Source organism: Bacillus sp. FSL W8-0770, from assembly GCF_038008705.1.
Taxonomy (GTDB): domain Bacteria; phylum Bacillota; class Bacilli; order Bacillales; family Bacillaceae_G; genus Bacillus_A; species Bacillus_A cereus.
In genome coordinates, this window is the sequence record NZ_JBBOZR010000001.1 from 2,362,051 (window position 1) to 2,377,012 (window position 14,962).

The window sequence follows — 14,962 nt, forward strand, 5'->3', positions numbered from 1 at the left end:
CGAAATCCGGAATAAGTATGTTGCCTTAATTGCTAAAACATAGTGGGGAATTCAGGCATGGGGAAATCAAACACTTTTGTCTTTAGATAAATAATATTTTAATGGATTTATTGAATGTAATGAATGCTGGAGGATAAAACTATGAAACATCTAAGAAAAATCTTCAAACGAATTTTGCTTCTATTTTCTATTTTAATGATTATTGGCGTAGGAATACTATTTGGTACTAGCTATGGCCGAGAGCTTCGTATAACAATCGCTGGGAGTATATTAACTTCTCAGCATCCACAATATGCGAAATATACATTCCTATCCCAAAAGGAACTAGATAAATTGCAAGATAGAATTAATCATCCGAAATGGTCAAATAGTGATGAGCATATTTATAAAAAAATAGCAGGAAAAAGATTAGAAGAATTTAAAAATCAGCCATTAGAAATTGATGTAGAAACGATTAAAAGTAACAAAGATAGTCGCTTTCTTTTTGAAGGAAAATTAGTTACTATTAGCAATCCCTTCAATGTTAAACTTGTTAGCCATCAAGGAACACAGGGCGCTAACAGGGGAGAAAAAATTAGCGTAATGGCAAAGCGTAATCATGCACTTGTTGCTGTGAATGCAAGTGGATTTGCTGACGAAACAGGAAGGGGTGGAGGAAATGTTGCTACTGGAATTGTGATAGAAAATGGGAAAGCTATTGATACAAATATGGATAGAAATGCCCCTACAATTATTACGGGATTAACAAAGTTTGGTCAAATGATAACAGGAAATTATTCTACCCAACAACTGTTGGATAAACAAGTCGTTTCCGCAGCTGGATTTATGCCACAGTTAATTGTAAATGGAGAAAAAATGATTACAGAAGGAGACGGCGGTTGGGGGTCGGCTCCAAGAAGTACTATGGCCCAAAAAGAAGATGGTACAATTATGTTTCTAGTTATTGACGGTAGACAGACACATAGTATAGGAGCTACGTTGAAAGAGTGTCAAGATATTCTATATGAAAAAGGAGCTATAAATGCAATGGCAATGGATGGAGGTTCTTCTGCTACGCTATATTTAGGAGGAAAGGTTATAAATTCACCGTCTACATTATCCCATGAAGATCGTTATTTACCGAACGCTTGGGTGGTAACAGCAAACCAAAAACAAAAAATAAAGATGACAATTGATGGGAGAAAAATAGATACCAAAACATCAGATGAATTTGATGCGAACATTTCAACGAATTTATGAATTATTAAAAATAGAACAAATACATGATTTTTATCCCGTTAGTTAGAAAATTGAGATTATTTTTAAAAACTAGAAATTCTTATTTCATATTCATGATTTGCACAATATCAAACGAGAGTGATGAGGATTCCAAATTTACGGAATTCTTATCACTCTTTTTTAGTTTTTTGTAAATATGGAACAATATCATTACTTTCACTGTCTATTAAGCGTTAAAACATTTTTTATTAAATAAATTAAGAAAGGAATCATCATTTTTAACTAAGGGAGAAGATTGAATTGAAAAAATTATGGATGCTGCTTTTCGTTTGTTTCGCGGTTATGTTGGTAGGATGTAATAAAAACGAACCGCCAAAACAAGCATTTGAAGAATATATCAATGTATGGAATGATAGAAAATTTGCAAATATGTATGATCATTTATCAGATCATGCAAAAAAATCGATTTCTAAAAAAGAATTCACAGAAAAATATCAAAAAATCTATGAGGGGATTGGAGCTAAGAATTTAAAAGTTAAAATGAAAGGAGAGAATACGAAAGATAAAGAGCTTTTTCTTTATGAAGTTAAGATGGATACGGATGTAGGACCAGTTTCATTCATCCACGAAGCAAAACTTGTGAAAGATAAAGAATCTTGGAAAATAGATTGGACACCGGACTTCATTTTTCCAGGAATGAAAAAAGATTACAAAGTACGTATGCAAGTAGAGCAAGGAAAACGCGGAGAAATATATGATCTCAATGGAAAAGGGCTTGCAACGAATGGTAAAGCAACTGAGGTTGGAATTATTCCAGAGAAACTAGGCGAAACAGCAGCGCAAACGAAAGCAATAATAGCACAATTACTTGATATGTCTATAGAAGAGGTCGAACAAAAGCTCACAGCAAAATGGATAAAACCAGACTCCTTTGTACCAATTGGTATTTTAAAAGAGGGAACCAGACAGAATGATTATATTGAATTAGAAGGAGTTTCATCTCACCCAGTAAATATTCGTACGTATCCATTAGGTGAAGCAGCGGCACACTTAACTGGATACATAGGAAAGGTGAATGCGGAGGAGTTAAAATCACTTCAAAAACAAGGTTATCAAGCAGATGATTTAGTAGGTAAGACCGGTTTAGAGAAAGTGTTAGAAAATAAATTGCGTGGTGAAAAGGGTGGACGCGTATTTATAGAAGATGAGAAGGGGAAAGAGATTAAAAACGTAGCAAAAAAAGAAGCAAAAGAGGGAGAAACTGTTACGTTAACAATTGATGCTGCAATTCAAGAAAAAATCTTTAATGAGATGAAAACTGAAGCAGGGTCTAGTGCAGCGGTCAATCCTAAAACGGGTGAAACAATCGCACTTGTAAGTAGCCCTGCTTATAATCCAAATATAATAGTTAGAGGAGCATCGAAAGCCCAACGAGAAGCATGGAGTAACGACTCGAAACTACCAATGACGAATCGCTTTACACAAGCATTTGTACCAGGTTCCGTATTTAAAACGATCACAGGTGCAATTGGTTTGGAAACAAACACAATAAATCCGAAGGAAGAATTTAAAATTCAAGGATTGAAGTGGACAAAAGATTCGTCTTGGGGAAATTACTATGTAACGCGTGTAAAGGATGCAAGTCCAATTGATTTTGATAAGGCAATGAAGTACTCTGATAATATTTATTTTGCTCAACAAGCTTTGAAAATGGGAAAAGATCAGTATGTAAATGAATTTAAAAAGTACGGATTTCATGAAAAATTACCAATCGAATACGAACTTCCTATTTCAATCATTGCAAAAGATGGGATAAAAAACGATATTCAACTTGCAGACACGGGCTATGGACAAGGACAAGTATTAATGACACCACTTCATTTAGCATTAACATATGCACCGATTGTAAATGAAGGGAATATTCCGTCGCCACATCTTTTAAAAGAAGCAAAAGTAGCGGGGAATTGGAAAGAAAATGTGGTTTCTAAAAAGAATCAAGAGATATTAAAGAGTGCATTAATCAAAGTCATTAATGACCCTGATGGCGCAGGGAGAATTGCACAGGTTGATGGTGTGACGCTTGCTGGTAAAACTGGTACAGCAGAACTGAAAGAGTCGAAAGAAGCAGACGGAAAAGAACTGGGATGGTTCGCAGCTTTCGATGCAAATGCGCCAGACATGATTGTTACAATGATGATTGAAGATGTAAAAGGAAGAGGAGGAAGTAACGTTCCAGGTGAAAAAATAAAACATGTATTTCAGAAATAATACTTAATTATAAGGTGAATTTTTCACTACATTTATTATATGTTTGCTTAACTCAAAGATATAAATTGGGGGAAATATAGAACAATTAAATTTCAAAAAAGCATTCTTTCTAATCGAGAATGCTTTTTTGCTGTCATTCTAGAAAAGTTGACATTGTTAATGGTAAATAGAAGGGAATAGCAAATTGAAATGGACAAGTAGAGTGTTACGTTAAATTCAAAAAATAGATTATTGTGAGTGGATTTTTATCATTGTATGCTTTACTTGTTTTTTAGTAGTATTATTCTGCTTGAAAAAAGATAAACAATGGAACAAATGAAACTTGTATTTTGTCTATATATTGAAACCATAATAAAAAAGTGAGGGCAGTTTTTATGTTTATTCAAATAAGTTTGAGGTGTGGAAATGGAACAGACGTTTATTGAAAAGTGTAATCATGATGAGCTGGACTATGTTATAAAAGACTATTGGCAAGATGTATGGAATTATTCATTTATTATTACGAAAGATCCACACTTATCAGATGATATCACGCAAGATGTATTTATAAAGGTGTTTAAAAATTGGAATTCATTTCGAAAGGAGTCATCTATTAAAACGTGGATTTTAAAAATCACAAGAAATACGGCAATAAACTATTTGAAATCCTCCTATTTTAAAAGGATATCTTTAATAGGATTTTTTAGTGACGATAAGCAATCCCTGTCAGCAGAACAAGAATTTTTTAAGCAAGAAGAAATGAATGATGTGTGGAAGGTGGTATTAAAACTACCTAAAAAGCACCGTGAAATAATTATATTGGATGCAAAATATGAATTATCTTATGAAGAAATGGCTGAAACATTAGGAGTATCCATTGGAACTGTAAAATCGAGATTAAGTAGAGCGAGAAGTAAGGTTTCAAAATTAATAGGGGAGGGTAGTAGTGATGAACAATAAACAAAATCCTGACTGGTATAGAAAAATAAAAAAAGGCCCAATGGAGAATCGTAAAGATGAAGAAGAATTTATTTCTAAAATAAAGCAGTCTATATATGAAAATAATGAAGTGGATTTTGAAAAACATAAAAGACCATTTCGTAAAAAAGCATTACCTATTGTAGTTGTTTTGGTTTGTACAATGTTATTTTTCATTGTTCAACAACCTTGGCTTGATGATAATAAATCGCCGGTACAAAGTAGTACTCAAATTAAGCCTAAAACAAAAGATGAGTCTGCTCAAGATCCATCATTAAAACAATTTATGAATGAACTATATCAAAGTACGAACTCAAAAAATGAAAATAACTTGTACAAAGCGTTAAATGATGAAGTTCTATTTAAAGGAAAGAGTTATAGGAAGGATGAATTGAAGTTTGATGAAGATATCTTTCATGAGTTGCAAGTCGCCCTTACAATGGGAGGAGAGTTTGCAAAAGATACAAAGCAAGTATATAAAGTACCAAGTGGATTGACAGAAAGTAACCAACCAAACCAAGCGCATTTTATATATGCAACTGTTACTGGAAATAAAACGAAAATTTTAGCTGAACCAAAGCGAGAATCACAAGTTTTATATGAAGTATCTAATGAAATGGTAAAAGCTTGGATTCCAGAAAAAGTACAGAATAATGGATATATAAAAATATCTACAATTAACGGTAATACTGGATATGTACAGAAAGAGTATGTTTTAACTGATATTAAATATTCATTTATGTTCGAAAAGAATAATGAAGGTATATGGAAAATAATAAATATAGATTCTATATGGTAAAAGAGGAAGGTTCATTAAAGTGAACCTTCCTCTTTATTTTTATTTTCGTTTTGAAGAGTATTCCAGTACTCTAAAATTTCTGATGTAACGAGAGCGGCAATGTTTTTTTCTGAATTACTACCAGGGATAACGACAGAAACGGCAATTTGTGGATCTTCCGTAGGAGCATACGCAATGAAAAGAGAGTGATTTATCATTCTTGCTTGCTCATTTGGAAAACCTGTAATACCTGTTTTACCTGCGACGTCAAAGGGCAACTTTTTAATTTCCTCTATATTTTGACTCATCCCGCCTTGCACGACACTCCAAAAGTTCATCGGGTAACGATTTGAACTTTCTAAAATGGGTTTAAACTTTTTGGTTTCCTTACCATCTTGACCAATAATCGCACTTACGATTTGAGGTTTATATTTGTCGCCTTTACTTGCCAAAGTTGCTGCATATTGAGCGAGTTGAAGAGGAGTATGCACTTCATTTCCTCCCCAAGAGGCATTTAATAAAGCTGAAATCCCATTTTCAAATTTATTAGATGGATGGAATTCATATTGTCCGTCTTCTTCAAAGGGTAAATCAATCCCAGTTTTAGAACGTAGGCCGAATTGCATTAAATAATCTGTCCATATATGTGCCACTTTTTCTATATTTCCATTATTTTGGTTGAATAAGGGCAGAGCTACTTTTGCTGTCATAAATGTGTTAGATGAATTAATGATAGCCTGCCTCGGTGTAATCTCCCCTGTTGGTGTTCCAGGCGCATTCGTAATGTTATTTTGATTATCATACTGAAAAGTACCTTTATCTAAATAAGTATCTTCTGGTTGGAAAAGCTTTTCATTTAATCCAATTAAAATAGTGAGTGGTTTTATAGTAGAAGCCATATTTACATAAGATTCACCATACTTTAATTTTTGAATTGCTTTATTTTGCGAAAGAGATTTAATGTTTTCTTTTCTAGAAGATACATGTGTATTTAATATATTTGGATTAAAAGCTACCGAGTTGGCCATAGTTAAAATTGCGCCAGTTTTTGCATCGCTCACTATAGCATAACCAGCTTTAGCATCAGGTGTTTTCTTAATTTGAGATTTTAATGCTTCTTCTGTCTTTTGCTGCAACTCAGAGTCTAAAGCTAGCCGCACATCTTTTCCTTTTTGTACTTTTTGAATGTTCCATAAGAACTTTTTATTATTCAATTTAAAAATAAGAGTTTTGCCTGGTTTTCCTTTTAAATCATTTTCATATTGCAGCTCAATCCCGCTTTTTCCAACAGCCATATGCTTGGACTTAAGGTCATTTTCTACATACCCAATTACTTGTGAACCAATTTCGTGTTTAGGGTAATATCGAATCCATTCATCTTTAATTATTACATTATTGGGTTTGCTTTTGTTTATGAATGCAAGTTCATTCTCATTTATATCAGAGTATAACGGTATATCATTCATAGTCTTCTTTTTACAAGATTGTTGTAATTGAGATTTTATGTTCTCTGTAGAAATATCATGTTGAAACTCGCTTGAAAATTGGTTAAAAAAAGCTAATGTGTTTGATGTATCTTGTTTCGATAGCTTTTCATCATTAGAAGTGCAATATAGAGACTTAACTTTCTTATTTGTAGCTAGCATTACACCATTTTTATCAAAAATCTTTCCTCTTTCAGCTGAAGAAGTTGCGATAGTAATTGAAATGAAGTTGATTTTTAATAAAATTAGTAAAATCAAACCTACAATAGAAAGAACCGCAAAAAATCTCCATCTTCTTGTATGTAACATATAACCCTCCCTTATGTAGCCTATTTCATCTTATATTTAATTATTTTTTTTGTAAATGTGGAACAACTTTATTGTTTAGGTTGTCTATTAAGTATTACAGCATGAAGAAAGGAATAATTAGCATGAAAATTTACTAGCAAGTTTATAGGTAAGTTTAATAAGAGTTATTATACAGTTTAGCACTTCTAATGCAAGTGGCAAAAAAAATAGAGAGAAAACAAGAAGGGAGAGTTATTAATTCCGTAGCTAAACGAAAAGGAATGGTTGCTTACAAGGATTAAGCAAAAAATTGAGGCGATATTTATAACCGATTATCGGTATCTAATATATAAGGAATGCTTTTAGTATTTGTAGCAATTCCTGAAAGGATTAAATGGAGGATTTATGAAAGGACAAAAAGGCAAGAAGCAGAAGACATATATATCTATTCGATTAAATATAATGTTCCTTTGCATATTTGTACTATTCTCAGCTATTATTATGCAGCTAGGAAAGGTACAAATCGTTGAGGGAGAGGCTTATAAGAACCAAGTGGAAAGTAGTCAAAATGCAATAACTAGTATTCCAGTTCCACGTGGACAAATTTTAGATCGAGAAGGGAAAACAGTTGTTAATAATAAATCTCTTCGCACAATTACGTATACAAGGGTGAAGGGAATTACGAGTGAAGATATTTTAAAAACAGCAAAAGACTTGGCGAAAGTACTTGAAATGCCTGAACAAGATATAAATAAATTAACAGATATCGATAAAAAAGATTTTTGGATGCAGTTGAATTTGAAACGTGCGGAGACAAAGATTACTAAGAAAGATATAGAAAAGTTTAAAGAAAAGGGTATAGAGGGAAAAGAGTTAGATAAAAAAATAGAAGACTTAAGACGAGGTCGTGTTACAGAGGTAGAATTAGCAGAATTAACAGCACAAGATTTAAAGGTGTTAGCTATTAAAAGTAAAATGAGTTCAGGTTATCAACTAACACCACAAATTATTAAAAAAGATGTAACAGATGAAGAGTATGCGCGGATAAGTGAAAATCTTGCGAATTTTCCAGGAGTAGATGCAACTGTTGATTGGGAACGTAATTATGTAAATGGTAATTTATTTCGTTCTGTATTAGGAAATATTACGAGTAGTGAAGAAGGATTACCGAAAGAAAATTTAGATTCTTATTTAGTACGTGGATATAACCGTAATGATCGTGTTGGAAAAAGTTATATTGAACAACGATATGAAGATGTATTACACGGAACAAAAGAAGAAGTGAAAAATATTACTGATAAATCAGGAAACATTGTTAGCACAGAAATAATCTCTAAAGGAAAAAGTGGTAATAGTTTAACATTAACGATTGATATGGAATTACAAAAGAAAGTGGAAGAAAGTATAGAGAAAAACTTGAGAGCTTTTAAGAGTTCAGAGCCACTGCTCGATCGAGCTTTTGTTGTCATGACGAATCCAAATAACGGACAAATTTTATCAATGGCAGGCAAAAAGATTGTAGAAAAAGAAGGAAGAATAGAAGTTGAGGATTTGGCATTAGGTAACATGACAACTTCGTATGAGCTAGGGTCAGCTGTAAAAGGTGCTACTTTATTAACTGGATATGAGACAGGGGCAATACATCCAGGAGATCAATTTTATGACGCGCCGATGAAATTTAAAGGTACACAAGCTAAGAAATCGTGGAATGTATCCGGATTTGGTAATATTAATGATTTACGGGCTTTACAAGTATCTTCGAATGTATACATGTTCCAGACAGCTTTAAAAATTGCGGGAGTCAATTACGTACCAAATGGCTCATTGGATATTAAACAAGGAGCATTTGATACGATGCGCTATTATTTCAAGCAATTTGGTTTAGGTGTCCCAACAGGTATTGATTTACCGAATGAAATAATTGGACAAACGAGAAAAGTAGATAGTCAACCTGGGTTTTTACTAGATTTTTCTATCGGTCAGTATGATACGTATACGCCGTTGCAATTAGCGCAATATATTTCAACGATTGCGAATGGTGGTTATAGAATGCAACCTCAAATTGTACAAGAAATACGAGAACAATCAATAAAAGAAGAGGTTGGCAAAGTTATACGTTCCATAGAGCCTGTCGTATTAAATCGAATTGATATGAAGAAAGAACATATTGATCGGATAAAAGAAGGGTTTAGATGGGTATTCCAAGAAGGTGATGGAACTGGCGTGAAATATTTCAAAAACGCGCCATATAAACCAGCAGGAAAGACAGGAACAGCCCAAACTGTATATGGTGGAGATGACCCGATTGGTAGAAATGCAAAAGGAGAACGTATGGAATGTTACAACTTAACGTTAGTTGGATATGCTCCATATGATAATCCAGAAGTAGCATTTTCCGTAGTAGTTCCATGGCTTCATGATGATAAAAATGGAATTAATTCTATAATTGGAAAGGAAGTATTAGATGTATACTTTGATTTGAAACAGCAACGTATACATGGTGAAGCTACTAGTACAGGTAGTTCTAAGCAAAATTAGAGTACTTTTCTCAGGGAAGAGACCCTGTTCATATAAAGCCATTTATAAGTAAAAAAATGAAATGTGAAATAAGAGATAGAGGCGTCGTAGCTACTATCTCTTATTTTGTTAATAACTCTCATACTAGCTATAATTTTTTTAGTTTGTGGAACAAATTTGGTTCGGTGATTGTCTATTATGTGTACGTATAAAAAGGTGCTAAAAATTTGGAAGGAATGATGATTTTGAAAAATAAGAGGATGCTAAAAATAGGAATATGCGTTGGTATATTAGGTTTAAGTATTACAAGCCTAGAAGCTTTTACAGGAGGGGCACTGCAAGTTGAAGCGAAAGAAAAGACTGGACAAGTGAAACATAAAAATCAGGCGACGCATAAAGAGTTCTCACAACTTGAGAAAAAATTTGATGCTCGAGTAGGTGTATATGCGATTGATACTGGTACAAATCAAACAATCTCTTATCGATCTAACGAAAGATTTGCCTTCGCATCAACCTACAAGGCTTTAGCAGCAGGAGTATTACTACAGCAAAACTCAATTGATACATTAAATGAAGTAATCACATTTACGAAAGAAGACTTAGTGGATTATTCACCTGTTACAGAGAAACATGTAGATACTGGAATGAAACTAGGAGAAATTGCTGAGGCTGCTGTTCGTTCAAGCGATAATACTGCAGGGAACATTTTATTTAATAAAATAGGAGGACCGAAAGGATATGAAAAAGCGCTTAGGCATATGGGGGATCGGATTACTATGTCTGATCGCTTTGAAACAGAATTAAACGAAGCTATTCCAGGAGACATTCGTGACACTAGTACAGCGAAAGCTATTGCTACGAATCTTAAAGCTTTTACGGTCGGAAATGCACTTCCAGCTGAAAAACGTAAAATTCTTACAGAGTGGATGAAAGGAAATGCTACAGGGGACAAACTTATTCGTGCAGGCGTACCAACTGAATGGGTAGTTGGAGATAAATCAGGTGCTGGTAGTTACGGGACAAGAAATGATATTGCTATCGTTTGGCCTCCAAATAGAGCACCAATTATCATCGCAATTTTATCTAGTAAAGATGAGAAAGAGGCAACCTATGATAATCAACTCATTGCAGAGGCAACTAAAGTTATAGTTAAGGCTCTTAAATAGTATTTTAGTTTTCGCATTTTTAACATGAAAGTATTAAAAGTATAAAGTTAGAAAACGACTCTTTTCTTGTGATAAGAGTCGTTTTTGTATTCTTATTATTAAAAAGGTAAAAGTAAAAATATAACGAATATATATGACATATCTCATACGAAATTTCATGTACTGTATTATTATATTGATTTAAATAAATTTCAAGAAAGTATAATATAATTCAGTTAGCATATAGAAGTGTTTGATGAGAATGTAAAGGAGAAAATATGAAAAAGAAAATTAATAGAATTGTAATGATTATTTGTATATTAGTAGGTTTTACAATCTTTTTATATTTACAGAACAATTTAATAAGTATAACTGAGGTTAAAATAACCTCTAGTAAAATACCATCCTCTTTTAAAGGGTATAAAATTCTACAAATTTCAGACTTACACAATAAAAAATTTGGCGATAATCAAGATGTGTTAATTCAAAAAATAAAAAGTATAGACCCAGATATTATTGCGATTACGGGTGATTTAATTGACAGTAAATCATACGATGCAGAATTGAGTATGCAATTAATACAAAAAATGGTAAATAAGTATCCTGTATATTTTGTGACAGGAAACCATGAACAATGGTCTGGAAAGTATAACAGTTTAGAAAAAGAGTTGAAGAAATATGGTGTCAATGTTTTAAGGAATGAACATGTAGGCATTCGAAAGGGTGAGCAAGAAATAAACTTGCTAGGTATTGATGATCCAGAGTTTGTTACTGGAAACCGTGATGAAGGAAATATTATAATAGATGAAATTAAAAAAGCAAAAATTGAAATGCAGCCAGATAGATATAATGTATTATTATCCCATAGGCCTGAATTTATAAAGGAATATACGAATGAGAGGTTGGATTTGGTTTTATCGGGACATGCTCATGGAGGGCAAGTTAGATTGCCATTTATCGGTGGATTAGTTGCTCCAAATCAAGGTGTTTTACCTAAATATACAGCAGGTTTATATGTAGAACAAAATACATCAATGGTAGTGAGTAGAGGATTAGGAAATAGTATCATTCCGCAAAGAATTTTGAATAGGCCAGAGATTGTAGTCGTGCAGTTAAATTAAGCTGTACGATTTTTTTATACAAAAGTGAGTAAAGAGATTTTATGTATTTTGCAGGAGTTAACATTACAATTTTGTTAAAAATTTTCTACGTTACATAAAGTAACAAAATTTGACCCTGATTGTTTGTTATAGTGTAAATAATCAAAAAACTTAAAATTTGTCGAGTGAAAATTGTGATAAGTAATTCATGTAAAAAACTTAAAGGGGTGTACACATGCATAAAGAATATGAAATTGAAGAATACACAGCGATTGAGGAACAAATACATTATTATTGTAAATGTTTATTAGTAAGTCATCCTGATCAAATAATAAAGTATTTAGAAAAAAGGTTAGAAAAATATGCAGAAACATTACAATATGCACATTTATATCCTGACACAGTTATTTTACCGTTACAGCAATTAGTTATTGAATATTCTTTAGATGTTGCTAGAATTCGGAAGTATATGAATTTAAAAACGTAAAGTGAAATTTATAGTTTAAATGAAACAGAGTCGACTTTAGGAAATGAAATTCTAATGTCGACTCTGTTTCATTGTTTAATATCGTTGATTGAACATACTAATCAATGAAGTTTGACATATAATTAAGCAAGGGTAAAATAAAAGTGAGTACTCACTCATTTTATTGGAAAAGGAGGATGAAACGTGCAACAACCTTCCATTATTTTACGGACTGTATCAAAAAGTTTTGGGAAAAAAGAAGTGTTACACAATCTTTCATTGCAAGTTGAAAAAGCAGAAATTTTTGGTTTTGTTGGACCTTCTGGATCGGGGAAAACAACGCTCATTAAAATGATTGCAGGTATTAATGAGGCAACGAAAGGTGAAGTGCTTGTTAATAATACTAATATGCCTAATTTAAATGAAATGAAAAGAATTGGTTATATGGCCCAGGCGGATGCATTATACGAAGAATTGTCAGCATATGAAAATGCAGATTTTATAGCAACGATGTATGGACTAAAGGGAAAACGTAAAAAGACAAGAATTGCAGAGGTTTTTGAACTTGTACAATTGTCTCAGTATATGAAAAAGCAAGTACAACAATTTTCAGGTGGAATGAAAAAACGCTTATCATTAGCAATAGCGCTCCTTCACGAACCAGAAATATTAATTTTAGATGAGCCTACAGTGGGGATAGATCCGCTTCTTAGAAAAACGATTTGGGAAAAATTTTATGATCTTAAAAAGAAAGGCACAACGATTATTGTAACGACGCACATTATGGATGAAGCTGAATTTTGTGAGCGTCTAGGGTTAATTAGAGAAGGGAAACTAGTTGCGGTTGGAACAACTGAAGAATTGAAAAAACGCGTGTCATCTGGACGGATTGAAGATGTCTTTTTGCTAGAAGAGGTGGTGCCATCATGAGAGTTACTGGTGTAATTATACGTATTATTCGTCAATTTTTTCGAGATAAGCGTTCGTTAGCAATGATGTTTGGAGCACCGATGTTATTACTTTGGCTTTTGTCACTAGTGTTTACACAGAAAGACTATATACCGCAAATTGCTGTTGTTGATATGCCCGCTCAAATAGTAAAAATGATGAAAAATCAAGAAGCGTCAATTTATGAATACAGTAAGGAAAAGGCGATTTCTGAGTTGGAAAAACAAAAAGTAGATGCAGTATTTCGTATAGAGAATGGAAAAATGAAACTTCTGTTGGAAGGTAGTGATTCGTCAAAAAATCGTGCTGTACTTCAAGTATTGCAAAAAAGCACAGAGAAGAATGATGTATCGATTATGAAACCTGAAGTAAATTATTTACATGGCTCTAAAGACTTTACGATGTTTGATGGGCTTGGTCCTGTATTAATTGGTTTCTTTACATTTTTCTTTGTATTTATATTATCAGGTGTATCTTTCGTAAGAGAACGTTTAAGTGGTACGCTAGAAAGGTTATTATCCACCCCAGTAAGAAGATGGGAAATAGTCGCAGGTTATATTATTGGTTTTGGAATCTTTGCCTTTATACAATCCATTATTATCGTAAGCTTTTCCGTTTATATTTTAGATTTATACGTAGCTGGCTCCATATGGCTAACGCTACTTATTACATGTATGCTCTCTTTAACTGCACTAACATTAGGTACGTTTTTATCAGCATACGCAAATAATGAATTTCAAATGATTCAATTTATACCGCTTGTTATTGTGCCACAAATCTTCTTTTCTGGATTGTTTCCAATGGAATCTATGAATAAGTGGCTACAAATGTTAGGGAAAGTATTTCCACTCACATACGGCGCTGACGCAATGAGACAAGTGATGATTCGGAATCAAGGGTTTACAGAGATTGCATTAGATCTTACTGTATTATTACTTTTTTCACTATTATTTGCAGTAGGAAATGTATTTGCTTTAAAGAAACATCGCAAAATATAATAATGAAAAAAAGGAGCTTTATAAATGCAGAAGGATTGGCTGGAGGAATTAATAGCTGCAACTAATACGGATAAACGAAATGAACGTCAAATGCGAATATTAGAGGCGGCTGTTGATATGTTTGGAGAAAAAGGATACGCTTCAACTTCAACAAGTGAAATTGCAAAGCGTGCTGGTGTAGCGGAAGGAACCATCTTCCGCTACTATAAGACGAAAAAAGATTTATTACTAGCGGTCGTAATGCCAACTTTAACTAAGTTCGTTGCACCATTTTTCGTACAAACCTTTGCAAAAGAAATATTTAAATCAGAGTATGAATCGTATGAAGGACTTTTAAGGGTTGTAATTCATAATAGATTTAAATTTGCTCAAAAACACTTTCCTATGATAAAAATATTAATTCAAGAAGTACCATTTCAACCAGAACTAAAAAATGAAATACAGCAATTAGTAGAAACAGAACTGTTTTCACATTTCAAAAAGTTGATTGTGAAATTTCAAGAAGAAGGAGAGATTATTGAGATACCACCATCTTCCGTACTACGTCTTACTTTATCAGCTGTATTAGGTTTATTATTAACACGATTTTTATTATTACCTGAAGAAAAATGGAATGATGAAGCAGAAATTGAAAATACGATTCAATTTATATTGTATGGATTAACTCCACGAATTTAATCGTCGAAGTGTGAATTACATATATTACTTTTTAAGTAAAAATAAATCGCCTTTAAAAAGGCGATTTATTTTCGTTATATATTTTTGATAAATAAGTACTTGTTTATTAAAAACATT

General features: G+C 32.8%; 12 protein-coding genes. 11 read left to right on the forward strand and 1 reads right to left on the reverse strand.

Features of this window, described 5'->3' with window-relative positions:
- Positions 1 to 141 precede the first annotated feature (141 nt).
- The 4 genes from NST27_RS12100 to NST27_RS12115 all read left to right on the forward strand — a co-directional run bounded on the left by NST27_RS12100 (position 142) and on the right by NST27_RS12115 (position 5,242).
- Positions 142 to 1,239, forward strand: coding sequence for a phosphodiester glycosidase family protein (locus NST27_RS12100; protein WP_000681822.1), 1,098 nt, complete (start codon positions 142 to 144; stop codon positions 1,237 to 1,239).
- 279 nt (positions 1,240 to 1,518) lie between these two features.
- Complete coding sequence (locus NST27_RS12105) at positions 1,519 to 3,486, forward strand: penicillin-binding transpeptidase domain-containing protein (protein WP_000737775.1); 1,968 nt, start codon at positions 1,519 to 1,521, stop codon at positions 3,484 to 3,486.
- A 405-nt stretch (positions 3,487 to 3,891) separates the two neighbouring features.
- The gene (locus NST27_RS12110) at positions 3,892 to 4,425 is read left to right on the forward strand and encodes an RNA polymerase sigma factor (RefSeq protein WP_000438329.1); all 534 of its coding nucleotides are present in this window, start codon (positions 3,892 to 3,894) and stop codon (positions 4,423 to 4,425) included.
- Positions 4,415 to 5,242 (forward strand): SH3 domain-containing protein, encoded by an 828-nt coding sequence (locus NST27_RS12115; RefSeq protein ID WP_001060751.1) that lies wholly within the window; start codon positions 4,415 to 4,417, stop codon positions 5,240 to 5,242. Before NST27_RS12110 ends, NST27_RS12115 begins: the two co-directional genes overlap by 11 nt.
- A gap of 14 nt (positions 5,243 to 5,256) precedes the next feature.
- Here the strand turns inward: NST27_RS12115 and NST27_RS12120 are convergent, their stop codons facing one another.
- Positions 5,257 to 7,014, reverse strand: a complete 1,758-nt coding sequence (locus NST27_RS12120) for a peptidoglycan D,D-transpeptidase FtsI family protein (RefSeq protein WP_000903424.1) — start codon at positions 7,012 to 7,014, stop codon at positions 5,257 to 5,259.
- 384 nt (positions 7,015 to 7,398) lie between these two features.
- Between NST27_RS12120 and NST27_RS12125 the strand changes: the two genes are divergently transcribed.
- From NST27_RS12125 to NST27_RS12155, 7 genes are all read left to right on the forward strand, one after another.
- A complete protein-coding gene (locus NST27_RS12125) occupies positions 7,399 to 9,531 on the forward strand; it encodes a peptidoglycan D,D-transpeptidase FtsI family protein (RefSeq protein WP_000678283.1) in 2,133 nt (710 codons plus the stop codon).
- Positions 9,532 to 9,749: 218 nt separating this feature from the next.
- The gene (gene bla / locus NST27_RS12130) at positions 9,750 to 10,676 is read left to right on the forward strand and encodes a class A beta-lactamase Bla1 (protein WP_002098388.1); all 927 of its coding nucleotides are present in this window, start codon (positions 9,750 to 9,752) and stop codon (positions 10,674 to 10,676) included.
- 257 nt (positions 10,677 to 10,933) lie between these two features.
- The gene (locus NST27_RS12135) at positions 10,934 to 11,776 is read left to right on the forward strand and encodes a metallophosphoesterase (RefSeq protein ID WP_000727184.1); all 843 of its coding nucleotides are present in this window, start codon (positions 10,934 to 10,936) and stop codon (positions 11,774 to 11,776) included.
- A 214-nt stretch (positions 11,777 to 11,990) separates the two neighbouring features.
- The gene (locus NST27_RS12140; RefSeq protein WP_000548621.1) at positions 11,991 to 12,242 is read left to right on the forward strand and encodes a hypothetical protein; all 252 of its coding nucleotides are present in this window, start codon (positions 11,991 to 11,993) and stop codon (positions 12,240 to 12,242) included.
- A 183-nt stretch (positions 12,243 to 12,425) separates the two neighbouring features.
- Entirely contained in the window at positions 12,426 to 13,151 is a 726-nt protein-coding gene (locus tag NST27_RS12145; protein WP_001187071.1) for an ABC transporter ATP-binding protein, read from the forward strand.
- The gene (locus NST27_RS12150; protein WP_001266719.1) at positions 13,148 to 14,167 is read left to right on the forward strand and encodes an ABC transporter permease; all 1,020 of its coding nucleotides are present in this window, start codon (positions 13,148 to 13,150) and stop codon (positions 14,165 to 14,167) included. The genes NST27_RS12145 and NST27_RS12150 overlap by 4 nt, the downstream gene beginning before the upstream one ends.
- A 24-nt stretch (positions 14,168 to 14,191) precedes the next feature.
- Entirely contained in the window at positions 14,192 to 14,845 is a 654-nt protein-coding gene (locus NST27_RS12155) for a TetR/AcrR family transcriptional regulator (protein WP_001168198.1), read from the forward strand.
- Positions 14,846 to 14,962 lie beyond the last annotated feature (117 nt).